The organism is Wenzhouxiangella psychrophila, assembly GCF_042310375.1.
Classification (GTDB): domain Bacteria; phylum Pseudomonadota; class Gammaproteobacteria; order Xanthomonadales; family Wenzhouxiangellaceae; genus Wenzhouxiangella.
The window spans coordinates 16,147-39,877 of sequence record NZ_JBHJMQ010000009.1 but is presented as its reverse complement, the minus strand read 5'-3'; the positions used below and the strand labels follow the sequence as shown (position 1 = coordinate 39,877).

General features: G+C 63.4%; 25 protein-coding genes. 16 read left to right on the top strand and 9 right to left on the bottom strand.

Features of this window, described 5'->3' with window-relative positions:
* Positions 1–49: 49 nt before the first annotated feature.
* Genes ACDC66_RS11695 through murD form a run of 3 tightly spaced genes read left to right on the top strand, consistent with a single transcriptional unit; the run spans position 50 to position 3,882 of the window.
* On the top strand, positions 50–1,243 hold the full coding sequence (locus tag ACDC66_RS11695) for an AI-2E family transporter (protein ID WP_376696908.1): 1,194 nt from the start codon (positions 50–52) through the stop codon (positions 1,241–1,243).
* Positions 1,230–2,585, top strand: a complete 1,356-nt coding sequence (locus ACDC66_RS11690; RefSeq protein ID WP_376696907.1) for a hypothetical protein — start codon at positions 1,230–1,232, stop codon at positions 2,583–2,585. Before ACDC66_RS11695 ends, ACDC66_RS11690 begins: the two co-directional genes overlap by 14 nt.
* Positions 2,524–3,882 (top strand): UDP-N-acetylmuramoyl-L-alanine--D-glutamate ligase, encoded by a 1,359-nt coding sequence (gene murD / locus ACDC66_RS11685; RefSeq protein WP_376696906.1) that lies wholly within the window; start codon positions 2,524–2,526, stop codon positions 3,880–3,882. Before ACDC66_RS11690 ends, murD begins: the two co-directional genes overlap by 62 nt.
* 6 nt (positions 3,883–3,888) lie before the next feature.
* Here the strand turns inward: murD and ACDC66_RS11680 are convergent, their stop codons facing one another.
* Positions 3,889–4,887 carry a polyprenyl synthetase family protein gene (locus tag ACDC66_RS11680; RefSeq protein WP_376696905.1) on the bottom strand — a complete coding sequence of 333 codons (999 nt, stop codon included), beginning with the start codon at positions 4,885–4,887 and terminating at the stop codon, positions 3,889–3,891.
* 121 nt (positions 4,888–5,008) lie between these two features.
* On the opposite strand from ACDC66_RS11680, the gene ssb reads away from it, so the two are divergent.
* The 8 genes from ssb to ACDC66_RS11640 all read left to right on the top strand — a co-directional run bounded on the left by ssb (position 5,009) and on the right by ACDC66_RS11640 (position 12,259).
* Positions 5,009–5,446 (top strand): single-stranded DNA-binding protein, encoded by a 438-nt coding sequence (gene ssb / locus ACDC66_RS11675; RefSeq protein WP_376696904.1) that lies wholly within the window; start codon positions 5,009–5,011, stop codon positions 5,444–5,446.
* A 238-nt stretch (positions 5,447–5,684) separates the two neighbouring features.
* The gene (gene rfbB, locus ACDC66_RS11670; protein ID WP_376696903.1) at positions 5,685–6,734 is read left to right on the top strand and encodes a dTDP-glucose 4,6-dehydratase; all 1,050 of its coding nucleotides are present in this window, start codon (positions 5,685–5,687) and stop codon (positions 6,732–6,734) included.
* A 36-nt stretch (positions 6,735–6,770) separates the two neighbouring features.
* The gene (locus tag ACDC66_RS11665) at positions 6,771–7,154 is read left to right on the top strand and encodes a GxxExxY protein (RefSeq protein ID WP_376696902.1); all 384 of its coding nucleotides are present in this window, start codon (positions 6,771–6,773) and stop codon (positions 7,152–7,154) included.
* Between the two features lie 87 nt (positions 7,155–7,241).
* Positions 7,242–8,126: a glucose-1-phosphate thymidylyltransferase RfbA gene (rfbA, locus tag ACDC66_RS11660; protein ID WP_376696901.1), complete on the top strand. Its 885-nt coding sequence runs from the start codon at positions 7,242–7,244 to the stop codon at positions 8,124–8,126.
* On the top strand, positions 8,123–8,671 hold the full coding sequence (gene rfbC, locus ACDC66_RS11655) for a dTDP-4-dehydrorhamnose 3,5-epimerase (RefSeq protein ID WP_376696900.1): 549 nt from the start codon (positions 8,123–8,125) through the stop codon (positions 8,669–8,671). The genes rfbA and rfbC overlap by 4 nt, the downstream gene beginning before the upstream one ends.
* On the top strand, positions 8,668–9,552 hold the full coding sequence (gene rfbD / locus ACDC66_RS11650; protein ID WP_376696899.1) for a dTDP-4-dehydrorhamnose reductase: 885 nt from the start codon (positions 8,668–8,670) through the stop codon (positions 9,550–9,552). Before rfbC ends, rfbD begins: the two co-directional genes overlap by 4 nt.
* Entirely contained in the window at positions 9,546–10,961 is a 1,416-nt protein-coding gene (locus ACDC66_RS11645; protein WP_376696898.1) for a mannose-1-phosphate guanylyltransferase/mannose-6-phosphate isomerase, read from the top strand. Before rfbD ends, ACDC66_RS11645 begins: the two co-directional genes overlap by 7 nt.
* 326 nt (positions 10,962–11,287) lie before the next feature.
* Entirely contained in the window at positions 11,288–12,259 is a 972-nt protein-coding gene (locus ACDC66_RS11640; RefSeq protein ID WP_376696897.1) for a DUF1684 domain-containing protein, read from the top strand.
* A 113-nt stretch (positions 12,260–12,372) separates the two neighbouring features.
* Here the strand turns inward: ACDC66_RS11640 and ACDC66_RS11635 are convergent, their stop codons facing one another.
* From ACDC66_RS11635 to pspA, 5 genes are all read right to left on the bottom strand, one after another.
* Positions 12,373–13,155: an enoyl-CoA hydratase/isomerase family protein gene (locus ACDC66_RS11635; protein WP_376696896.1), complete on the bottom strand. Its 783-nt coding sequence runs from the start codon at positions 13,153–13,155 to the stop codon at positions 12,373–12,375.
* Positions 13,156–13,468: 313 nt separating this feature from the next.
* Positions 13,469–13,711, bottom strand: coding sequence for a hypothetical protein (locus ACDC66_RS11630; RefSeq protein ID WP_376696895.1), 243 nt, complete (start codon positions 13,709–13,711; stop codon positions 13,469–13,471).
* Positions 13,712–13,747: 36 nt separating this feature from the next.
* The gene (gene pspC, locus ACDC66_RS11625; RefSeq protein ID WP_376696894.1) at positions 13,748–14,143 is read right to left on the bottom strand and encodes an envelope stress response membrane protein PspC; all 396 of its coding nucleotides are present in this window, start codon (positions 14,141–14,143) and stop codon (positions 13,748–13,750) included.
* Positions 14,140–14,376, bottom strand: a complete 237-nt coding sequence (pspB, locus tag ACDC66_RS11620; protein ID WP_376696893.1) for an envelope stress response membrane protein PspB — start codon at positions 14,374–14,376, stop codon at positions 14,140–14,142. Before pspB ends, pspC begins: the two co-directional genes overlap by 4 nt.
* Positions 14,377–14,382: 6 nt before the next feature.
* On the bottom strand, positions 14,383–15,048 hold the full coding sequence (pspA, locus tag ACDC66_RS11615; protein ID WP_376696892.1) for a phage shock protein PspA: 666 nt from the start codon (positions 15,046–15,048) through the stop codon (positions 14,383–14,385).
* A gap of 321 nt (positions 15,049–15,369) precedes the next feature.
* On the opposite strand from pspA, the gene ACDC66_RS11610 reads away from it, so the two are divergent.
* The 3 genes from ACDC66_RS11610 to ACDC66_RS11600 are packed head-to-tail and all read left to right on the top strand — an operon-like array spanning position 15,370 to position 16,903.
* A complete protein-coding gene (locus tag ACDC66_RS11610) occupies positions 15,370–16,092 on the top strand; it encodes an FKBP-type peptidyl-prolyl cis-trans isomerase (RefSeq protein ID WP_376696891.1) in 723 nt (240 codons plus the stop codon).
* Between the two features lie 9 nt (positions 16,093–16,101).
* The gene (locus ACDC66_RS11605; protein ID WP_376696890.1) at positions 16,102–16,302 is read left to right on the top strand and encodes a DUF1289 domain-containing protein; all 201 of its coding nucleotides are present in this window, start codon (positions 16,102–16,104) and stop codon (positions 16,300–16,302) included.
* Entirely contained in the window at positions 16,292–16,903 is a 612-nt protein-coding gene (locus tag ACDC66_RS11600; RefSeq protein WP_376696889.1) for a CoA pyrophosphatase, read from the top strand. The genes ACDC66_RS11605 and ACDC66_RS11600 overlap by 11 nt, the downstream gene beginning before the upstream one ends.
* 300 nt (positions 16,904–17,203) lie before the next feature.
* On the opposite strand, the gene ACDC66_RS11595 is transcribed toward ACDC66_RS11600, so the two are convergent.
* Positions 17,204–18,679, bottom strand: a complete 1,476-nt coding sequence (locus tag ACDC66_RS11595; protein ID WP_376696888.1) for a potassium/proton antiporter — start codon at positions 18,677–18,679, stop codon at positions 17,204–17,206.
* Positions 18,680–18,826: 147 nt separating this feature from the next.
* Here ACDC66_RS11595 and ACDC66_RS11590 point away from each other — a divergent pair, with 147 nt between their 5' ends.
* On the top strand, positions 18,827–19,579 hold the full coding sequence (locus ACDC66_RS11590; protein WP_376696887.1) for an enoyl-CoA hydratase/isomerase family protein: 753 nt from the start codon (positions 18,827–18,829) through the stop codon (positions 19,577–19,579).
* Between the two features lie 93 nt (positions 19,580–19,672).
* Positions 19,673–19,987, top strand: a complete 315-nt coding sequence (locus ACDC66_RS11585; RefSeq protein ID WP_376696886.1) for a hypothetical protein — start codon at positions 19,673–19,675, stop codon at positions 19,985–19,987.
* A 167-nt stretch (positions 19,988–20,154) separates the two neighbouring features.
* On the opposite strand, the gene ACDC66_RS11580 is transcribed toward ACDC66_RS11585, so the two are convergent.
* Both ACDC66_RS11580 and uvrA read right to left on the bottom strand, forming a co-directional pair.
* Complete coding sequence (locus ACDC66_RS11580) at positions 20,155–20,556, bottom strand: acyl-CoA thioesterase (protein ID WP_376696885.1); 402 nt, start codon at positions 20,554–20,556, stop codon at positions 20,155–20,157.
* Positions 20,557–20,813: 257 nt separating this feature from the next.
* Positions 20,814–23,684: an excinuclease ABC subunit UvrA gene (gene uvrA / locus ACDC66_RS11575; protein ID WP_376696884.1), complete on the bottom strand. Its 2,871-nt coding sequence runs from the start codon at positions 23,682–23,684 to the stop codon at positions 20,814–20,816.
* Positions 23,685–23,731 lie beyond the last annotated feature (47 nt).

Below are 23,731 nucleotides of genomic sequence, written 5' to 3'. Positions count from 1 at the left end.
ATTCGCAAGTATCAGGCTGAAGGACCACTAGCGCCCGTATAATTCACCCATGATTGCGCGCGTCAACGACTGGTTTCGCCGACATTTCTCCGACCCGCAGGTCGTCATCCTGGCGCTCTTCCTGGCGTTGGGCGTGCTGGCCATCGTGTTGTTCGGAAAAATGCTCGCACCGGTGCTGGCCAGCCTGGTTCTGGCGTACCTGCTCGAGGGCGGCGTACAGCGGCTAGAGCGTCTGGGCGCACCCCGGTTGCTCAGTGTCATCGGTGTGTTTACCGGTTTCATGGCTGCTTTGCTTTACCTGCTGTTCGGATTGGTGCCGATGCTCACCCGTCAGCTTGCGGCCATCGTTCGGGATCTGCCCAGTTACGTTGCCCTGGCGCAGGACTGGGTCGCCGAGCTGCCGGAGCGATACCCGCAGCTGGTGGCGCCGGACCAGCCCGAAACTGAAAACGAAGTCGAGACGACGGCCGGTACCGGTTCCGAACTGGTGGCCGACCAGGCCGAGCGCGAGCTGGCCTTGATCTCGCAGGAGCAGCTCTCCCGCTGGCTCGATAACATCGGAACCGAATTGGTCAATTACGGTGCCACGCTGGTTTCCTTCTCCGGTGTGATGAGCGCCGTCAACCTGTTGATCTTCCTGGTGCTGATGCCGGTGCTGGTCTTCTTTTTCCTCAAGGACAAGCACAAGCTGGTTGCTTGGGCCGCCCAGTACCTGCCGCGTGATCGGGACCTGGTCACCAGCGTCTGGCAGGAAGTGGACGCACAGATCGGCAATTACGTCCGCGGCAAGGTGCTCGAAATTCTGATCGTGTGGGTGGTGACCTACGCGGTTTTCGCGCTGTTTGAAATGCCCTTCGTCATGCTGCTGTCCATGCTGGTCGGCTTTTCGGTGATCATTCCCTACATCGGTGCAGCCGTGGTGACCGTACCGGTGGCGCTGGTCGCACTGGTCGCCTTCGGGCCGGGGGCGACCTTCTGGTACGTGTTGATTGCCTACGCCATCATCCAGGCGCTGGATGGCAACTTGCTGGTTCCCATTTTGTTCTCCGAGGTGGTCAGCCTCCATCCCGTCGCCATCATCACCGCCGTTCTCATCTTCGGTGGAATCTGGGGCTTCTGGGGCGTATTTTTTGCCATTCCCCTGGCGACCCTGGTCAACGCAGTATTGCGCGCCTGGCCGCGATTGCCGGATGACGACGACGGGAAGAGCGAACAGGAAGTATCGGCGGATGCCCGCGCCTGATCCCGTCCCGCCGGCTTCGAGCCTCGTCGGCTGGCAACGCGAGGACAGCCTTACTTTTCGCTTCGGCGAGCGTCGATTCGATCCGGCCACCGGTTGGATCGAACTGGCTTACGAGCTGGACGGCATCGAACTGATCGAGCGATTCTGGCTTCCGGTGAACAGCCCGGCTGCCGAATGCTCCCGGGCGCTCGATGCTGCGCTGGACCTGCTGCACTGGACGGCCGCCATCAGTTACTGGAAGGCGGGCTGTCCGCCGTCGATCGAGTTTTCCCGACGCTGCCCGGACGACTGGCAGGCTGCCTGGTTGGCGCGGCTGTACCGAGAGGGGCTGGCCGAGTTCGCCTGGCGAAACGGGCTGGAGCAGGGACGGTGGGCCCATTTTCCCGTGTCCGACGAAACCGCTGCAAAAGCACAGCATTGTTCGCTGCCACGTCGCTCACTCGTCCCCATGGGGGGCGGCAAGGATTCCCTGGTGGCGCTCGAGCGCTTGCGCTGTCGCGGGGAAGACCTTGCCACGGTCCAGGTCGGGCAGGCCGAGCTGATCCGTCAGGTGGCCGACGCGGCCGGCACTCACCACCTGCGTGTCGAACGGCGCGTCGACCCGAAGCTGGCCGAGCTCAACCGTCAGGGCGCCTGGAACGGGCATGTGCCGATTACCGCCATCAATGCTGCCGTTCTCGTCGTCCTGGCGCTGGTGCAGGGTTTCGACCGGATCGTCTTCGCCAACGAGCGCTCGGCCGACGAGCCCACCATGCACGACGCGCAGGGCCGGCCGGTCAATCACCAGTTTTCCAAGTCCCTGGAATTCGAATCGATGCTGGGCGAGTGGGTGGCGCGTTACATCACCCCCGACGTGGCGGTGTTTTCGATGCTGCGTCGCGACCGCGAGCTGGCGGTTTGCCGCGAGTTTGCCGGTCTGGTGCGCTATCACGGCGTTTTTTCGTCCTGCAACCGCAACTTTCACCTCGACGGGGCGCGGACAGATCGCTGGTGCGGCCAATGTCCGAAATGCCAGTTCGTGTTCCTGGCCCTGGCGCCTTTCATGGCGCCGGAAGCGCTCATCGAGATCTTTGGTGCCAACCTGCTCGACGACGAGTCCCGGCTGTCTGGCTTCCGCGAATTGCTCGCCATGGACGGCGCCAAGCCCTTCGAGTGCGTCGGCGAGGCCGGCGAAGCGCGTGCGGCGCTGGCGGCGCTGGCCCGCGATCCGCACTGGCGTGATTTTGCCGTCGTGGCCGGCCTGGCGCCGCTCCTGGAGGGGCTGGATGTGCCCGATATCGATGAACTCTGCCGGCCCGGCCGATCACACCGCATTCCCGATGACCTGCTCGCCGACGCTTGACTGGCTGCTGGCGCAGCGAATCGGACTGCTGGGCTACGGCCGTGACGGTCGGGCGACGGCCCGGGCGCTGCTGGCCCGCGATCCCGATGCTCGCCTGACGGTCCTGGTCGAAAGCGGTGGGGCCGATACCGATCTGCCGGTCATCAGCGGTCGCTTCGGCGCCGGTTTGAAGGACTTCGACGTGCTGGTACGTTCGCCCGGCGTACCGGTGGACCATCCCGCCCTGACAGCAGCGCGCGAAGCCGGTGTGGCCATCGTCAATCCGGCCTCGATCTGGCTGGCCGAGAAGGGCGGTGAGCTGACGGTTATTGGCGTGACGGGGTCGAAGGGCAAGAGCACGACATCCTCATTGCTGGCCCACCTGCTGCGGGCACAGCGGCATGAAGTCCTGCTGGGCGGCAATATCGGGGTGCCGCTGCTCGACCACCTCGACACCCCGGCCAGAATCGCCGTCGTCGAACTGTCGAGTTACCAGCTGTCGGACCTTCAGGGGCGCCTGGACCTCGGCATATTCACGCGTCTTTTTCCCGAGCACCTGGACTGGCACGGCGATGAGGCGGCCTACATAGCCGCAAAACTCAGGATGGCTGAACTGCTGGACGGTCGTCCACTGCTGGTCAATGGTAGCGACGAGCGCCTGGTGGCGGCTACCGAGTCGTTGCCCGGGCGCGTAATCGCCAATCGCCCGCCGGGCGTGTGGCGTGACGGCAATCGGCTGATGATGGACCGCACCCAGCTTTGTCCCGAGGGCGCCCTGCCGCTGATCGGGCAGCACAACCTCGACAACGCGGCTCTGGCGCTGCAGGCGGCGATACTGCTCGGGCACGAGGCCGATGAGCTCAGCGACGCCCTGGCGAGTTTCCAGCCGTTGCCGCATCGCCTGGAGCCGGTGGCGACGGTCGACGGCGTGCGCTACATCAACGATTCGATTTCGACCAGCCCCTGGGCCACGCTGGCGGCGCTGGACGCGCTTGGAGACTCCCCCGTGATCCTGATCGCCGGCGGCCAGCCCCGGCCGGCTGACTGGCAGCCGGTGTTCGATCGGGTTGGCCAGCACGGGCTCGAGGCCCTGCTCACGATTCCCGATAATGGGGCGGAGATTGCCCGATGTTTTCGAGAATCGGTCGGGGACAGGGTCGGTACCATTGAACAATTCGACGGGCTGGAGCCGGCCGTGACGCGGGCCCGGGAACTGGCGCGAGAGGGGGCCGTGGTGCTGCTCTCCCCCGGCGCCCCGAGCTTTACTCGTTTTCGTGATTTCGAACAGCGCGGCGAGTCTTTTCGCGCACTAGTGTAGCTGCCTTCAGTACGCGCGATTCACTGCGTAACCGGCAAGAAATTCCAAGGCGCTGCGTTCCTCGCTTTCGGGCAACACCGACAAGGCCTGTGTCGCTTTTCGCGACAGCCCTTCGGCCTGGGACATCGCGAGATCGAGGGCGCCGGTTCGCTCCATGGCTTGGCGTACATCGGTGATTCGGTCGCTGCCGCCCGCCTCGACGATCTCTCGGATCAGCTTCCGCTCTTCATCGTCCGCGGACTGCAGGGTGAGAATCAGCGGCAGGGTAACCTTGCCCTCGGCAAGGTCGTCGCCGGCGTTCTTGCCCAGGTTATCGCCGGTCCCGCGGTAGTCGAGCACGTCGTCGACGATCTGGAAGGCCTGGCCCAGGTAGAGGCCGTATTCGGCCAGGCGTTCGCAGGCCCCGTCGTCCATCTCGCCCAGGACGCCGCCCAGACGGGCGCTGGCCGCGAACAGGCAGGCCGTCTTGTCGGAGATGACCTGATAGTAATCTTCGACGCCGAGATCGGGGTTGCCCATCTGCATCAGCTGCAGGACCTCGCCTTCGGCAATCGTGTTGGTGGTGTCGGCCAGGATGTTCATGATACGCATCCGGTCGAGCTCCACCATCAGCTGGAAGCTGCGCGAGTACAGGAAATCGCCGACCAGGACGGAGGCGGCATTGCCCCAGAGACGATGGGCCGTGACCTGCCCGCGCCGGCGGGAGGACTCGTCGACCACGTCGTCGTGGAGCAGGGTCGAGGTGTGGATGAACTCGATGATGGCGGCCAGCTTGAGGTGATCGCGGCCTTCATAGCCTGCCGCCCGGGCGCAGAGCAGGTGTACCAGCGGCCGCATGCGCTTGCCGCCACCGCTGATGATGTGCCGGCTGATCTGATTGACCAGCACGACATCGGAGGCCAGCCGGTCGGCAATCAGGTGGTCGACCGCCCGGCGGTCGGCCCGCGTCAGCTCGAGAATGTCATCCAGGCCGGCCGGCGCCGTGGGCGAGGGGAAATCGTTCATGGCCGACAATTATACGGGTCGATGTCCTACGCCGGGGCACTCGGTTTTATCAGGCTGAACGGCCCCGCCCGTGCTAGACTTTTGCGCATTCTCAAACGCTTGAAAAGGAGAGGCCCGCGTCATGGCCCGTGGAATCAACAAGGCGATCCTGATCGGCAACCTCGGCGCCGATCCCGAAACCCGGCATACGGCCGGCGGCAACGCAGTGACCAACATCCGCATTGCCACTTCAGAGAGCTGGCGCGACAAGCAGACCGGCGAGCAGCAGGAGCGTACCGAGTGGCACCGGGTGGTGATGTTCGGCAAGCTCGGCGAGATTGCCGGTGAGTACCTGCGCAAGGGCTCCAAGGTCTACATCGAAGGCCGTATCCAGACGCGCAAGTGGCAGGGACAGGACGGCCAGGACCGCTGGACCACCGAAATCGTCGCCAACGAAATGCAGATGCTCGACAGCCGTGGCGGCAGCGCGCCGTTCGACGACAACAACCAGTCCCAGCAGAACTACGACGGCCCGCCCAGCGACAACAGCGGCGGCCTGGAAGACGATATTCCGTTCTGAACGATGCCGATTCCGGATTCCGGGGCCACGATTTGCGCGTGGCGGCCTCGGTTGGGTCCGGCAAAAATCTTGAAAACGCAAAGACGCGAAGGCGCAAAGAAAGTGAAATGGTTGCGGTTTCCTGATGTCACCACGAGTCTGCAGAGACTTGTGGCTTCAGAAAGGCAAAGCCGTTTGCATTGATTTGTTGTCTCTTTGCGTCTTTGCGTCTTAGCGTTTCAAAGGTTTTGATTTTCAAATGAAAACCATTCTAGTGACCGGCGGTGCCGGTTTTATCGGGTCCAACTTCGTCCACCATGTGCTCGCCTCGGGCGACGTGCGGGTGGTCAACCTGGACCTGCTCACCTATGCCGGAAACCGCGAATCGCTCGACGGCCTGCCGGATGAGCGGCACGTGTTCGTCGAGGGCGATATCTGCGACGGCCCGCTGGTACGCCGGCTGCTGGAAGAACACCGGCCCGACGCCATCGTCCACTTCGCTGCCGAGAGCCACGTGGATCGTTCCATTGACGACCCGGGTGCGTTCATCCATACCAACGTCACCGGCACCCAGACTTTGCTCGATGCCGCGCTTGAATACTGGCAGGGCGGGGCGAGTCACTTTCGCTTCGTGCATGTCTCGACCGACGAAGTCTATGGCACGCTCGGACCCGGCGAGCCGGGGTTCACCGAGACGCATCGCTACGCCCCCAACTCGCCGTATGCCGCTTCAAAGGCCGCGGCCGATCATCTCGCCCGAGCCTGGCATCGCACCTACGGCCTGCCGGTGATGATCACCAACTGCTCGAATAACTACGGCCCGTTGCAGTTTCCCGAGAAGCTGATTCCGCTGATGCTGATCAATGCTCTCGAGGGCGAGAAACTGCCTGTCTACGGTGATGGCCAGCAGCGCCGGGACTGGCTTTTCGTCACCGATCACTGTCGTGCGATCGAGCGCGTGCTCGAAGCCGGCGAGCCGGGCCGGGTCTACAACGTCGGCGGCAACGCCGAGATGGCCAACCTAGACGTGGTCCATCTCCTGTGCGACCTGCTCGACGAGCGCGTGCCGGGCGATCGCCCCCGGCGTGAATTGATCGAATACGTCACCGACCGCCCCGGCCACGACCGCCGCTACGCCATCGACGCGACCCGCATCCGCGAAGAACTCGGCTGGGAACCGTCGCTCGACTTCGCCGAAGGCCTGGCGAAGACCGTCGACTGGTACCTCGAAAACCGCGACTGGTGGCAACGCATCCGCGACGGTCGCTACCGCTCCGAACGGCTAGGCGTGTCGCGGCTGAAGGGCTGAAAAAAGAAAAGAAATATTGTCCACAGATGAACACAGATGGACACAGATAAAGAAAAACATCTTTTGTCAGATGTATCGGAGAAGGTCATTGGTTGTTGCTATGAGGTGGGCAACACTTTAGGAGCAGGATTTCTGGAAAGCGTCTACGAAAACGCCTTGTCGGTGGAACTGGTCAACCAGGGCATTGATCACCAACGACAAGTACAAGTCGACGTGCAGTACAAAGGTACCCTGGTGGGCAGATATCAACCCGATTTCCTCGTTGAGAAGCGATTGGTCGTAGAAATCAAGGCTCTCAGGGAATTGACCGGGCAACATCAGGCGCAGGTTTTGAATTATTTGAAAGCAACCGGACTCGATGTCGGTTTGCTCGTCAATTTCGGCAGTCCCAAAGTTCAGGTAAAACGCCTAGTAAATTGAGTTTTTATTTTTTTATCTGTGTTCATCTGTGTTCATCTGTGGACAATTAGGTTTTAGTGTTTTTAGATTTTTCGGGACAATGACTCCATGAACAGGAAAGGCATCATTCTGGCCGGCGGCTCCGGCACGCGGCTCTACCCGCTTACGCAGGTGATCAGCAAGCAACTGCTGCCGGTCTACGACAAGCCAATGGTCTATTACCCGCTCTCGACCATGATGCAGGCGGGTATTCGCGAAATCCTGATGATCACTACGCCGCACGAGCAGGCCCTGTTCAAGCGGCTGCTCGGCGACGGCAGCCAGTGGGGAATCGAGCTTTCCTACGCCGTGCAGGACGAGCCCCGCGGGCTGGCTGATGCCTTCATCATCGGACGCGACTTTGTCGATGGCCATCCTTCCTGCCTGATCCTGGGCGATAACATCTTCCACGGCGGCGGTTTGCGCGAGCTGCTCGAGCGCGCGAATTCCCGCGAGCACGGCGCCACCGTGTTCGGCTACTGGGTCAGCGATCCGGAACGCTACGGCGTGGCCGAGATGGATGCCGACGGCCGGGTGCTCTCGCTGGAGGAAAAGCCCGAGCAACCCAAGTCGAATTACGCGGTGACCGGTCTGTATTTCTACGACGAACGCGTCTGCGATTACGCCGCCGACCTGGCGCCGTCGGAGCGCGGTGAGCTGGAAATCACCGATCTCAACCGGCGCTACCTCGAGGCCGGTGATCTCACCGTCGAGCGCATGGGCCGCGGCTATGCCTGGCTCGATACCGGCACGCACGCTTCGCTGCAGCAGGCGGCAAGCTACATCGAAACCCTGGAGTCGCGACAGGGTCTGCGGGTGGCCTGTCCCGAGGAAATCGCCTTCCGCCACGGTTGGATCACCACCGAGCAGTTGCTGGCCCTGGCCGAGCCGCTGACCAAGAGCGGTTACGGCGATTACCTGCGCATGATCGCCCGAACAGTCGACTTCTCATGAAAGTCAGCGAAACCGACCTTCCCGGCGTGAAGCTCGTCGAACCGCGCGTATTCGGTGATGAGCGCGGCTGGTTTCTCGAGACCTGGCGTGAGGAGCGCTACCGTGAACACGGTATCGGCCCGGCTTTCGTCCAGGCCAACTGCTCGCAATCCGGTCGCGGCGTGTTGCGCGGCCTGCATTACCAGTGGCCCGAGCCGCAGGGCAAGCTGGTCTGGGTTTCGAGCGGGCGTGTATTCGACGTGGCCGTCGATATCCGCCCCGGCTCGAGCCACTTCGGACGCTGGACGGCCCTCGAACTCGACGCCGAGAGCCATCAGCAGCTGTGGATTCCCGAGGGCTTCGCGCACGGTTTCCAGGTTCTGAGCGATTCGGCCACGTTCAACTATCTCTGCACCCGTCCGTATCGGGGCGAATATGACGCGTCGATTGCCTGGGACGATCCGGACATCGCGGTCGAGTGGCCGCTGGATCCGGCGGGCCTGTCGGACAAGGACCAATCCGCGCCGCGCCTGGCGGAACTGTCCGCCGATCGCCTCCCGTCATGACCACGCTGCTGCTGGGCGCCAATGGTCAGCTCGGACGGCACCTGCGTGCCGAAATCGACGGCATGGTGACCTGTGCCCGCAGCGGGGCCGACCACACCCTGGATTTGTCGGATATCGAATCCGTCCCGGCGCTGCTGGACCGGGTGCGGCCGGACGTCATCGTCAACGCCGCCGCCTGGACCGCGGTGGACGACGCCGAAGCGCATGAATCGGAGGCCTTTCGCCTCAACCACGATCTACCCGCGGCGCTGGCCGGCTGGTGCCGCGGCCACGACGCCTTGCTTGTGCACTACTCGACTGACTACGTCTTCAGCGGCGAGCCCGGACGCCCGTGGCGCGAGGATGACCCCGTGGCGCCGGAATCGGCCTACGGCCGCACCAAGCTGGCCGGCGAACAGGCGATCGCGATCAGCGGCTGCCGGGCCCTGGTGCTGCGCACGGCCTGGGTCTACAGCGCGCTGCCGGGCAATTTCGTCTCCGCCATCCTCAAGCGCGCCGGTGACGGGCAGGATCTGAAAGTCGTGGCCGACCAGACCGGTTCGCCCACCTGGGCCGGCACGCTGGCACAGGCGACGCGCCAGTTGCTGTCGCTCGGCCAGCGTGTCGACCGGCCGGAGTTGCTGCACGTGAGCGGTCAGGGTGCCATGACCTGGCACGCCCTGGCCGAGCGGGCTGTGCAACTGGCTGCCGAGCGTGGCATCATTCCGGACATTGTCGGCGTTGAACCGATCGGCAGCGACCAGTGGCCGCAAAAAGCGCGTCGGCCGGCCTGGTCGGTACTCGATGGCTCGCGCTATGAACAACTCACCGGTCAGAGGCTGCCCTCCTGCGAGCAGGCACTGACCGAGTGCCTGGACCGATGGAGCAAGGCCCCATGCTGATACCCGTGATCATGTCCGGCGGCGCCGGCACCCGCCTGTGGCCGGTGTCGCGCAAGGCGCACCCAAAGCCGTTCATGCGCCTGGCCGATGGTCAGACCCTGGCCGCCAGCACCATTCGTCGGGCGTTGGCGGTTGGAGATGCGCCGGTCACACTGACCGTGACCGGGCGCGATTATTACTTCCTGACCCGCGACGAATACCTGTCCGTCGATGATTCATCCGATCATCGCTTCCTGCTCGAGCCCGAGGGCCGCAATACCGCGCCGGCTATCGCTGCAGCTGCGCTGTGGGCCGAGCATGCCTACGGTCCGGAAACCCGCCTGCTGGTGATGCCGGCCGATCATCTGATTCGCGACCTGGATGCCTTCTCCGAGGCCGTCGCTCATGCCGACGCCCTGGCCGAGGAAGGCTGGCTGACCTGTCTCGGAGTGACGCCCACGCACGCCGAAACCGGCTACGGCTACATCCGCTCCGGCGAGACCATCGGCGAACACGGTCGAAAGATTCGTGCCTTTGTCGAAAAGCCCGACCAGGACACCGCGCGTCGTTATTTCGAATCGGGCGAGTACCTGTGGAATGCCGGCATGTTCTGCTTTCGTGTCGATGCGATTCTGGCCGCGCTCGAAGAACATGCCGGCGATATCCTCGAGCAGGTACGGGCCACCTGGGCGGAGACTGATCCCGACGCCTCTCCGGTCGAACTCGATGCGGAGCGTTTTACGCAGGTGCGTGCCGACTCGATCGACTTCGCCGTGATGGAAAAAGCCGCGCACCGCGCGGTGGTACCCGTTAACTGCGGCTGGAGCGATATCGGTTCCTGGCAGGCCATCAGCGATCTCTACGAAACCGATGCGCTGGGCAATCGCGTGCAGGGCGAAGCCGTCCTGGTCGACGCCCGCAACACCTTCGTGCAGGGCGAAAAACGCCTGGTGGCCGCCGTCGGCGTGGACAACCTGCTCATCGTCGACACCGGCGATGCCGTGCTCGTCGCCAGCCGGGACCGCGCCCAGGAAGTCAAGGCCGTGGTGGAGGAACTGACCCGCAATGACGACCAGCTGGCCGTCTTTCACCGCACTGTGCATCGTCCCTGGGGCAGTTTCACGGTGCTCGAAGACGCCGAGGACTGCAAGGTCAAGCGCCTGGTGGTCAAGCCCGGCGGCATCCTGTCGCTTCAGCGCCACCAGCATCGCAGCGAGCACTGGACGGTCGTGTCCGGGCAGGCGAAGGTGCGGGTTGGTGACGAGGAGCGCATCTACGGCGCCAACGAGACGGTCGAGATTCCGGTCGGCAATCTTCATCGCCTTGAAAACCCCGGTACCGATGATGTGCATATCATCGAAGTCCAGACCGGAAGCTACTTTGGTGAAGATGATATTGAGCGGTTGGAAGATGTCTATGGACGAACTTGAAAAACCACTGGAAAACTACTGCGCGTGCGCCTGACGGCGTCCGGCGGTGCTCGGAATCCTCATGTATTCACACATACACGCGCAACGGCTCCAGTCCGGCGCTCCTTGCGCTACGCGCAAACCGCACCGGACTTCCACCTGCGCTGCGGTTCCTGCGCTCCGGCGGCCACCGTCAGCCACCCGCTCGCTACGTTTTCCAGAGGTTTTTGAAATCTCCGAATTCCAGGCACCAAATATCAAACAAATTCGAATGACCAAAGTTCGAATGTTCGAAATGTATGGGGTGGTTCTTTCAGGGCTCCTCAATCAAGCAGGGTGTGAAACCAATGAGCCAGTTTCGTCGAATGTATTCAGAAATTGCCGGGGTAATGGGCGTCTTCGCTGGCGCGCTTCTGCTCGCTGCTTGTGCCGTTAATGAACCCAAGCCGGAAGCGCCGGAAGAGGAATCCCGATCGGATGCTGAGGTGACGGAATGGCGGGCCGAAGCGATTGACTGGCGGCAGCGCCGTCGTGACCGGCTGACCGAACCTTACGGATGGCTGAGCCTGGTGGGTCTGGACTTCGTCGATGACGGTCGCTGGCGTATCGGCGCAGGCGAGGATGCCGACATCACCATGCCGGCGGGTCCGGGTTACTGGGGCGAGTTGATCGTCGAGGGCACGCGTGCGCGCTTCGAGCCGGCTTCCGATGAGGTGCTGGTCGACGGGCGCGCCGGCGTGGCCGGAATGCTCGTGCAGTCCGCGCGTGACGAGCCGGTGTGGGTGCAGGCCGAGGATGTTCGTTTCCAGATCATCCAGCGTAACGACCGCCTGGCCGTGCGCACGCGCTGGCCGCGCGCGGAAGCCCGCACCGGGTTCAAGGGCCTCGACTACTTTCCCTTCGATCCCGACTGGCGTGTCGAGGCGCATCTCGAGTATCACCCGCCGGGCACGACCATGCCGGTCGGCAGTGTGCTGGGTGACGTCACGCAGGAACCCAACCTGGGCACGGCGGTGTTCGAATACGAAGGCAAGACCTACCGCCTGGAAGCCCAGGCTGCGGCTGACGACGAAGAATTGTTCTTCGTGATCGCCGACCGCACCACCGGCCGCGAGACCTACGGCGCGGGACGCATGCTTTATGCGCCCATGCCTGACGAAAACGACCGCACGGTTCTGGACTTCAACCGCGCCTACAATCCGCCGTGTACCTTCACCGAGTTTTCCACCTGTCCGTTACCGGTACCGGAAAACCGCCTCGATGTGCGCATCACTGCGGGCGAGAAGGACTACGAGGGCGAAACTGGCTATCTGAAATAAAGAGAATTTCTCGCGAAGGCGCGAAGGCGCAAAGAACGCAAGGTATGAATTTTCTTTTATTCTTTCCTTTGCGACCTTAGCGCCGTTGCGACTTTGCGAGAAAACGAAATTGCCTACTTTCCCTGAAACTCCGGCGTGCGTTTTTCGAGGAAGGCGCTGGTCCCTTCTTTCATGTCCTCCGTGGCGCAGCAAAGGGCGAAGCGGGCGGTTTCCAGCGCCAGTCCGGTCTGAAGGTCGGTGTCGGCGCCCTGGTTGACGGCCTGAAGGATGCCGCTTACGGCTTCCGGGGCGGCCTGGGCCAGTTGGCCCGCCAGTTCGCTCACGGCTGAATCCAGCTCAGCCGGCTCGACCACGCGGTTGACGATACCTAGCTGCTCGGCTCGTTCGGCCGCAATCGGCTCGCCGGTGAGCGCCATTTCCAGCGCGCGGGTGGTTCCGACCAGGCGTAGCAGGCGTTGCGTGCCGCCGAAACCAGGCATGATCCCGAGCTTGATCTCCGGCAGGCCCAGACGGGCGTTGGTCGAGGCAATGCGCAGGTGGCACCCCAGTGCCAGTTCCATGCCGCCGCCCAGTGCGAAACCGTTGATGGCTGCAATTACCGGCTTGTCGAAGCTTTGCACCAGGCTCATGAGGTTCTGTCCCATGGCGGAGAAGGCGCGGGCTTGTACCGCGGTCTGCTCGCGGATCTCGCCGATGTCGGCGCCGGCCACGAAGGCTTTTTCGCCACTGCCGGTGATGACGATCACGCGCACGCCCTCGGCGCCGTGCGCTTCGATCATCGCCCGGTGAAGCTCCTCGAGCGTGTGTCGGTTGAGCGCATTGAGTTTGTCGGGGCGGTTGACGGTGATCGTGCGCACCGCGCCGCGGTCGTCGATCAATAGATTCTCGAAAGGCATGGGTGTGGGGCTCCCGGTTTGGTTCGGTTGGAGCCCGATAGTTTAAGGGCTTCGAGCGCCTTGCGAGGGTTCAGGTTTATCCGGGGCCTCGCGCACTGCAGGTGGCAGTGAGTCCTGCGCCGTGCCGAATCGACGCGTGCGAGGTCCCGGCTCGGAGGCCGGGACGACAATTCGCGTCGCTTTCAGGGTTCTGGGTTCGGCAAGGACGGTGCGGTTGGGGTAGCAACGGGCGACTCGGCTGTCCGCCCGTTTTTGTCATTCGAGCATTGATATTTCGAATTTGTTTGAGATTTGGTGCTTCGGATTTGGTGCTTTAGGCGCTCTCGACTACCCGCACGATCAACCAGGTCGCAACCGCCAATGTGGCCACCCCTGCTAGAAGGAGGGCTAACGCCGGAACGATTGGCGCCAATTCCGCCAGTAGGGCGCTGGCGTGGGGCAGGGCGCCGGAAAGACAATCCGAGTTTGCAATGGCGCCGACCAGTCCTTCGCCGATCCCGGCCAGGGCGGCCGGGATCATGAGCAGGAGGATGACGATGGTCAGCAGTAGGTGCATGAAGGCGGTTCCCTTTCAGCGCCCGCGGCAAGCAGGTCAGTCGCGCAGCTCGCGGTCGATGCGGTACTCGCTGGAGGTCAGCCAGGCTTCCATGCGCTGCAGTCTCTTGTCGAGTTCACGAAAGCGATGGTTGAGGCTGCTGACGCCGTCTTTCGGGCCTTTGCGCACCTCCTGCCAGAAAGCCTCGTCGCGTTCGTCGCGATAGAGATTGATCGGGCGCTTGGGCACCAGGATCCACAGCACGACATAGCCGATGACCATGACCGCGGTAAACGGAATGGCCAGCAGCACGGTGATGACGCGCAGTGCGGTCAGGTTGAAGCCGGCCCAGTCGGCGATGCCGGCGCACACGCCACCCAGGATGCTTCGCTCCTTGTTGCGGTACAGGCGATTGCGTCTGGGTCGTTCGTATTCGAGCTGTCCGTGTTTCATGTGCGGCTTCTCCAGTTCGGGCTATCGGCATCGAGGATGCGTTCGAGGGTATGGATGCGTTCCTCCATCTTCCGAGCGCTCTCGTGCAACTCCTCCATCAACGCTTCGTCCTTGCTGTTGAGGCGCCGGTTGGCCGAGTTGCGGGTGGCGTAGTGCAAGATCAGCCAGATCGGCGCCACGATAACCAGGAAGAGGACGATCGGCACGAAGATAAGCCCCATCAAGTCGAGCATTTCGGCTTACTCCTTGTTGCGGCGAGACTTGAGCTCATTGAGGGCTTCTTCGACGCGCTCGTCGCGCTCGAGCTCCTCGAATTCCGAGTTCAGCGTTCGACCCTTGCGGCCCATGTCCAGCGCCTCGGCTTCCGATTCGATGTGCTCAATGCGTTCCTCGGCAGCGTCGAAGCGGTAGAGCATCTCGTCGACCTTTTCGTTGTAGACATGCTTCTTCGTCTTGAGGTGGTGATTGGCCGAGCGGTGGCGCATGACCAGGCTGCGCTGGCGATTGCGAGCGTCGGTCAGCTTGGCCTGCAGCTTGCCGATGTCCTCGTCGTACTTGGCCAGTTGATCCTCGTAGTGCTCGAGCTCTTCCTTCAGGTAACTGATACGGTCGGCCAGGGCTGTTTTTTCGGCCAGTGCGGCACGGGCCAGGTCCTCGCGGTCTTTCTCGAGGGCCAGTTCGGCCTTGCGTTCCCATTCGATCTGCTGCTGTTCCAGGCGCTTGAGCAGGCGGGTGCGTTCCTTCTTCTCGGCGATGCATTTGGCCGTGGCCGACCTGATCTCGACCAGAGTGTCTTCCATTTCCTGGATCATCAGGCGGATCATCTTTTCGGGATCTTCCGCCTTTTCGAGGGCGGAGTTGAGATTGGCGTTGATGATGTCGCCCATGCGGGAAAAGATACCCATGTGCGTGACTCCTGTGCGGTGGTTGATTGTCTGCACGGTTATAAGCAAACGCCGTGCCAAAGCCACTCTGCATTAAAAATCAAGGATTTGCGCGCAGGCAATCTGGAGTGAATGGTGAAATTAGCACAGTAACTGGTGAAATTAACCAACTTTCCAGTCGGAACCATTGTCGGGTTTGAGCGGTCCATTCAGGCGCACAGTGGACTTCACGGTTGCCACTCCGGTTTATTCCGGTGGCCGTGGTCAGCAGTGAAGTGGTCGGGTACAATGCCGGCTTTCGTAATTCCCGCTTTCAAACGACTTCCCTTCAACGGAGGCAACATGCAGAAGTGTTTTCTAGCAGCGGCCCTGGCCCTGATTCTGGCCGCGCCGGCCGCAGCCCAGGACCTGGAAAGTGAACAGGGACAGCTCGGCTATTCCATCGGCTACGAGTTCGGTTCCGAGCTCAACAGCTACGAAATCGACGTGGATCTCGACGCCGTCCTGCAGGCGGTTCGCGACGCTTACAACCAGCAGGAACCGGCGGTAGAAATGGACATCATGCGTGATCGCATGACCGAGCTTCAGGAAAGGCTGCGCCAGGAGCGCATGGAGGCCTTCGAAGCCCTGGCCGAAGAGAACAAGGTCAAGGCCGAGGAGTTCCTGGCCGAGAATCGGGACAGGAGCGGTATCACGGCCCTGCCCAGCGGCGTCCAGTACCGCGTGATCGTCGAAGGCGACGGCGAGCGGCCCAGCCTGGATGACACCGTGACGGTGCACTATCGTGGATCCAAGATCAGCGGCCGCGAATTCGACAGCTCGTTCCGTCGCGGCGTACCCGCGGTCTTCCAGGTGAACTCGGTCATCGAGGGCTGGCAGGAAGTGCTGCCATTGATGCGCGAGGGTGCCGAATGGCAGGTGTTCCTGCCGCCCGAACTGGCCTTCGGTGTTCGCGGCGATCCGCCGATCATCGGTCCGAACGAAGCGCTCAAGTTCGACATCAAGCTCGAGCAGATCGGCGAACCGGAAGACTACGAAGGCCAGACGCAGGCCCCCGGCCAGTAAGCGGGTTCAATGAGCGACCCGGCACGACCGATTCCCGAAGTGGAGTCGCCCTGCATCGGGACCTGCACCCTGGGTCCCGGTGACTTGTGCGCGGGTTGTTTCCGTTCCGCCACGGAGATCGCCGGATGGCTGGGCTATACGCCCGAACAGCGCCGGGAGATCATGCAGGCCCTGCCTGCCCGGGCGGACCGGTTGTTCGATGAAGGCTGAAGCCGCGCTCCAGCTCGACGAGCTGGCGGCGCGGCTCCACTCTCCCGATACGCCCCACGAGCGTCTTCCCCTGGGCGGCTTCCGCCCCCTCCACGACCGCTGGAGCCCCAGGCCCGCGGCCGTTCTTCTCCCGATTGTGTACGAACCCGAGCCCGCGATTGTCCTGACGGTCCGCAGTCGCCGTATGGCGCTTCATGCCGGCCAGGTGGCGCTACCGGGCGGGCGGCGCGAATCAAGCGAGTCCTTTCCGCTGGGAACCGCGCTGCGCGAGACGAGCGAGGAGATTGGTATCGACGCCGGCATGGTGTCCGTCCACGGTCTGCTCGACCGCTTCGACACGATCACCGGCTACCGCATCGTGCCGGTGGTTGCCTCCATCGCCGGTTCGCCCGACATGCGGGCTTGCCCGCGAGAGGTCGACACCATTTTCACGCTGCCCATGACGACCGTGCTCGATCCCGAAAGCTACCGGCACCACCAGGTCACCCGCGGCGGCCACAGCCACGACCTGATTACCATCGCCCACCCAAAGTGGATGATCTGGGGTGCCACCGCCGCCATCCTTCACCAGTTCCACTTGAAGATGACCGCCCAGAATTGAAGCGGGTCTCGAATTTCTTGAAGGGGGAGGGGGCTCTGAAAACGTAGCGAGCGAGTGCCTGACGGTGGCCGCCGGAACGCAGGGACCGGAGCGCAGGCGAAATATCCGGTGCGCTTTGCGCGGAGCGCAAGTAGCGCCGGATTGGAGCCGTCGCGCGTGTATGTGTAAATACATGAGGATCCCGAGTACGCGTTTGACGGCACTCCGACTCGGCTTCTTTCCTGCGGAAAGCCGCCAAGGCTCCGCTGCCTACGCTGCCGGACGCCGCCAGGCGCACGCGCAGTAGTTTTCAGAGCCCCCTCAGTCGTCCTCGCGGAGCCCGAACATCAGCTCCACAGCGTGCTTGTCCTCCGGCCGCACCATGACGTGTACATGATCGCCGGCCTGCAGCACGGTGTCGGGCGTGACCGGCAGCGCCTGTTTTTCGCGCACCACCAGCAGGATGTCGGCGCCGGCCGGCAACGGCAGCATGCGGGCCGGTTGCCCGGTCACCAGGGCGGCCGGGTGCAGGTTGAACGAGATGATCTGAACCGGCAGGCTGTCAATGGCGTTGATTTCCAGCACCGGCGCAGGGCGCTGCACACCGCCGCGCTCGACGCCGAAGAGCGACACGGCCCAGCGCACCGTGGCGCCCGGAATCAAGGCGTTGACCACCACCACGAAGAACACCAGGTGGAAAAGCGTCATCGCGTTCTCGACGCCGGCCATGACCGGATAGGTGGCCAGCAGAATGGGCACTGCGCCGCGCAGCCCGACCCAGGAAATGAAGGCGGTCTCGCGCGCGCTGTAGCGAAACGGCAGCAGGCACAGCGTTACCGCCAGCGGGCGGGCGACAAGCGCCAGTGCCAGGGCCACCAGCAGGCCGCGCCAGCCGAACGACACGAGGATCTGCGGCACGGCAAGCAGCCCCAGCACCAGGAACATCGAAATCTGCGCCAGCCAGGCCAGGGCGTCGTGTACGCGCAGGATGCCCGAGCGGTAGGGCAGGCGCTGATTGCCCAACATCATGGCAGTGATGTAGACCGCCAGGAAGCCCGAGCCCATGAACAGCGTTGGAATACCGAAGGCGAGCATGGCCAGCGCCAGCGTCAGCGCCGGGTAGAGGCCGGCGGCCGGCACCCGGATGCGTGCGAGCATCTGCGAGCCCAGCCATCCCATTGCCAGCCCGGCACCCAGGCCGACGGCAAGCTGAATGGTCACGTGGCCGAGAAAGTCCGGCCAGCTGAATGGGCCGCCGCCGATCAGCTGAGCGGTCAGGGTCAGTGTCAGGATCACCGCCATGGGGTCGTTGAGACCGGACTCCAGCTCCAGGGTGGCACCGACCCGTCGGCGCAGCTGCACACCCGAGCCGCGCAAAGCGGAGAAAACTGCGGCCGCATCGGTCGAGGAAACGATGGCGCCCAGCAAAAGAGCCATCATCCAGTCCAGGCCCAGCAGCCAGGCCGTCAGGGCGACCAGGAAGGCTGTGCCGACCACGGCCAGGGTGGCCAGCAGGGATGCAGGTAGCAAGTGTTCCCGGACCTGGCGGAAGGGTGTGTTCAGGCCGCCGTCGAACAGGATGAGGACCAGGCCCATGGTGCCGATGCGGAAGGCCAGGTCGAAATCGATCAGGTCGTGGCCGAAGCGCGAGCCGACCACGAGACCGATTAGCAGGAAGACCAGCACCACCGGGATGCCGATGCGCTCCGAGGGCCGGCTGAACAGCACGCTCAGGACCAGCAGCAACCCGGCTGCGGTCAGTGCCAATGCCGTACTGGTCGGCTCCGATTCGAACACGCCTTGTCTCCCCGTGGACTCGAGGATTCATCATACCCAAAGGCGATCCCGGATCGGCCTTGAGGAAGCGCTGCCCGGTCGGTTGCCCATCGACTCCGGCGGGGCGGTAAACTCTTGGGCTGCCACCGATCCAAGGAAGCAAGAGCCATGCTGAAGCACATCGACCACGGCGATGACATCGTCGAACTCAAGCTCGACCGCCCGCCGGTCAACGCGCTCAACCCCGCGCTGGTTGCCGAGCTCGACGGCGCCATCCAGAAGGCCACCGAAGACGGCGCCCGTGCCCTGGTCATCTCGGGGCGCGAGGGCCTGTTCTCCGCCGGTCTGGACGTACCCGAACTGCTCACCCTTGACGAGCAAGGCATGCGCGAGTTCTGGCGGGCGCTTTTCGGGTTGCTCGAACGCATCGCTCGCAGCCCCGTGCCGATCGTGACCGCCCTGACCGGGCACAGCCCCGCCGGCGGCACCGTCATTGCCCTGTTCGCCGACTATCGGATTCAGGCCGAGGGCGATTTCCGTCTCGGTCTCAACGAGGTCCAGGTCGGCCTGGTCGTGCCGCCGGCCATCCATCGTGCCCTCGTGCGCCTGATCGGTCCGTATCCGGCCGAGCGCCACTTGGTCGCCGGCGAAATGATTCCCGCGGCCGACGCGCTGGAGCTGGGCATGGTTGACGACCTGGCGCCGGCAGCCGAGGTGGTCGAGCGCTCCGTCGCCTGGTGCCGTGGGCTGCTCAAGTTGCCACAGCACTCCATGTCGGCCACCCGCCAGCTGTGCCGGGCAGAACTGGGCGCACTGTTCGACGACCGCGACGCACTGGATATCGATGCCTTCGTGGCCGGCTGGTTCGACGAGCAGACGCAGGCGACGCTGAAGAAACTGGTCGAGCGCCTCAAGAAATGAATGGGCCGTGATTGCCTCCGCGGGCCGCGGGGGCTATGCTGATTTGTGACGGCTTTGGCATTTTGCCGAAGCTTTCACATCTGGAGGTGTGTCATGGCTCAGGCTCAAATCGATGACCGCAGGCGCTATCTGCGCTACCCGCCGGACGAGACCGAAGTCGTTCTTCTGCAGTTTTCGAACACCATCCCCAGTGAGGAAGTCTTCGAGCCCGAAACTGCCGGTCTGGTGTGCGAGGAATCGCGCGGCGGCTTGCGCGTCGTGGTGCTTACCCGAGGCCCGATTCGGTCTGTGCAAAAGGGCGCGCGCTGCGTGGTTCAAGTGGCCAATCTGGGGCTGCAGGCGGCTGAAATCCGATGGATGGACGATATCGATGACGAGGTCGTGAAACTCGGCCTCGAATTCAGTTGAGAGTAGTGTCCCCGTAGGGATTTGTCTAAAACCTCTGGAAAACGTAGCGAGCGGGCGGCTGACGGTGGCCGCCGGAGCGCAGGAACCGCAGTGTATGTGCGAATACATGAGGATTCCGAGCACCGCCGGACGCCGTCAGACGCTCGCGCAGTAGTTTTCCGGAGGTTTTAGTGGCCCAGCTCGCGGATGCAGGCCGGCAAAGGGACCGGTTCGCCCTTCTTCTTGTCGATCCACACCAGCGTGCAGGTTGCGTCGGCGTAGACGGTCGCCTCGCCGTCGCCTTCCGGAATCGATCGAATTACGTGCTCCAGCTTGATTGACGAGCGCCCCGGCGACTGGGGCTCGAGCGTGACTTCGACTTCCCCGGGCCAGTACATCGGTCGCCGGAAGTTGATGCTGATATTGGCCACCACCGGCCCGGTTTCGCCTTCCTGCCAGTGACTGGGCACCGATTCCATCCACTGCGCCCGGCAATCCTCGATATAGCGCAGGTAGACCACGTTGCTGACGTGGCCAAAGCTGTCCATGTCGCCCCAGCGGACGGGGAGGGTTATGGTGAATTTGGACATTCGGTGGCTTCCGGTGGAATGTTCGAGGGATTGTAGCGCCGGGGCTAGCGGTGTGTGTTTTGTTGGCTGGTTTGCTTGTTTGCTTGTTTGCTGGTTCGGTTCCCCCTGGATTTGCGGGGCGGCTACGCCGCGAAACCAATGGAGGAAACTGGCTTTCGGTGCGTGACCCCAGCTTTCGCGGCGCAGCCGCCCACCAATAGTTCCAGTTGCCGAACCAGCCAACCAGCAAACAAGCTAACCAGCCAACAAATCGGCCGTCAGGCCGTTTTCTTCCTCTTGATGCCCAGCATGTCGGCCAGATACTCCCCGGTCCACGAACCGTCGGTGCGGGCGATTTCCTCGGGGGTTCCCGTGGCGATGATCTGCCCGCCGCGCTCGCCGCCTTCGGGACCCAGGTCGATGATCCAGTCGGCGGTCTTGATGACGTCCAGGTTGTGTTCGATCACGACCACCGTGTTGCCTTCGTCTCGCAGGCGGTGCAGGACCTCGAGCAGGTGCTTGATGTCGTGGAAGTGCAGGCCCGTGGTCGGCTCATCGAGGATGTAGAGCGTGTTGCCGGTATCGCGCTTGGACAGTTCGCGCGCCAGCTTGATGCGCTGGGCCTCGCCGCCGGACAGCGTGGTCGCGCTCTGGCCGAGCGTGATGTAGCTCAGGCCCACGTCCATCAGCGTCCTGAGCTTGCGCGCGATGGCCGGAACCGGCTCGAAAAACTCGAGCGCATCCTCGACGGTCATCTCCAGCACCTCGCGAATGCTCTTGCCCTTGTAGGTCACCGACAGGGTCTCGCGGTTGTAGCGTTTGCCGCCGCAAACGTCGCAGGGCACGAAGATATCCGGCAGGAAGTGCATCTCCACGCGGATCACGCCGTCGCCCTGGCAGGCCTCGCAGCGACCGCCCTTGACGTTGAAGGAAAAACGCCCCGGTTTGTAGCCGCGCGCACGGGCTTCCTGCGTGCCGGCGAACAGTTCCCGGATGGGCGTGAACATGCCGGTATAGGTAGCCGGATTGGAGCGCGGCGTGCGTCCGATCGGGCTCTGGTCAATGTCGACTACCTTGTCGTAGAGTTCAAGCCCGGAATGGCCGGTATGCGGCGAAGGCGTCTCCGAGGCGCCGTTGAGTTCGCGCGCGAGCAGTTTGTAGAGCGTGTCGTTGATCAGCGTTGACTTGCCCGAGCCGGATACCCCGGTCACGCACACGAAACGCCCGACGGGCAATTCCAGGTCGACCGACTTGAGGTTGTTGCCGGTGGCACCCTCCAGCCTGAGCAGGCGCTCGCGGTCAGGTTTGTGACGCTTCTTCGGAATCGCGATTTCCCGGCGGCCGGACAGATAATCGCCGGTGAGCGATTCGGTGCAATCGACCAGGCCCTCGGGCGTGCCGTTGTAGACGATCCGGCCGCCATGCACGCCGGGGCCGGGCCCGATGTCGACCACCTGGTCGGCTGAGCGGATGGCCTCTTCGTCGTGCTCGACCACGATCACCGTGTTGCCCAGGTCGCGCAGGCGGAACAGGGTCTCGAGCAAGCGGGCGTTGTCGCGCTGGTGCAGGCCGATGGAGGGTTCGTCGAGCACGTACATCACGCCCACCAGGCCGGCGCCGATCTGGCTGGCGAGGCGGATGCGCTGGGCCTCGCCGCCCGAGAGCGTGTCGGCTTGCCGGTCCAGCGTCAGGTAGTCCAGGCCGACGTTGACCAGGAACAGCAGGCGCTCGCGGACCTCTTTCAGGATCCGCCCGGCGATCTCGCCACGCCAGCCGGCCAGTTCGACCTTGTTGAAGAAGTCCAGGCATCGTTCCACCGACCAGCTCGAGACGTCCGGCAGCGACTTGTCTGCGATGTAGACGTGGCGGGCCGCGCGCCCCAGGCGCTGGCCGTGGCACTCCGGGCAGGCGCGCGTCGAAATGTAGCGCGACAGCTCTTCGCGCACGATGCGCGAGTCGGTTTCGCGGTAGCGCTTTTCCAGGTTGGGGATGATGCCCACGAAGGGATGCTTGCGCGTCTGCGTGCCGCGCTCGGACAGGTAGCGGAAGGCGATCTTCTCGTCGCCGCTACCGAAAAGGATGATCTGCTGCAGTTTCTCCGACAGCTCGCCAAAGGGCGTTTCGATGTCGAAGCCGTAGTGTTTGGCCAACGATTGGATCAGCTGGAAGTAGTAGGCATTGCGCCGGTCCCAGCCGCGGATGGCGCCACCGGCCAGCGACAGTTCGCGGTTGGCCACCACCCGATCGGGGTCGAAGTACTGTTTCACCCCCAGGCCGTCGCAGGTCTCGCAGGCCCCGTTGGGGTTGTTGAAGGAGAACATGCGCGGCTCGAGCTCGGGCAGGCTGTAGTCGCACACCGGGCAGGCGTAGCGGGCCGAGAACAGCATCTCCTCGATGCCGCCGTCGCTATCCTCCTGGTCGGAGCCAGGAGCAGGCATCGGAGCCACCATGGCCAGATTGTCGGCCAGCGCCAGCGCGGTCTCGAAGCTCTCGGCCAGGCGCTGGGTCAGGTCGTCGCGTACGCGGAAGCGGTCGACCACCGCCTCGATGGTGTGCTTCTTCCTGAGTTCGAGTTTCGGCAGCTCGTCGTCGAGATCGATCACCTCGCCGTTGACGCGGGCACGCACGAAGCCCTGGGCGCGCAATTCCTGCAATACCTGCACGTGTTCGCCCTTGCGATTGCGCACGATGGGCGCGAGCAGCATCAGCTTGCTGCCCTCGGGCAGGTTGAGCACGGTGTCGACCATTTCCGAGACGGTCTGGGCGTCGAGCTCCTCGCCATGGTCCGGGCAGCGCGGGGTGCCGACGCGCGCGTACATCAGGCGCAGGTAGTCGTGGATCTCGGTGACCGTGCCGACGGTCGAGCGCGGGTTGTGGCTGGCCGCCTTCTGCTCGATCGAGATCGCCGGCGAGAGCCCTTCGATACTGTCGACGTCGGGCTTTTCCATCATCGACAGGAACTGCCGGGCATAGGCCGACAGCGACTCGACGTAGCGCCGCTGGCCCTCGGCATAGATCGTGTCGAAGGCGAGCGAGGACTTGCCCGAACCCGACAGGCCGGTGAACACGATCAGCCGGTCGCGGGGGAGCTCGACATCGATATTGGCCAGGTTGTGGGTGCGCGCGCCGCGGACGCTGATCGACTTCATTGCTCAATGCCGTAAATGCAAGACAAGCCTGCTAATATATCGCGCTG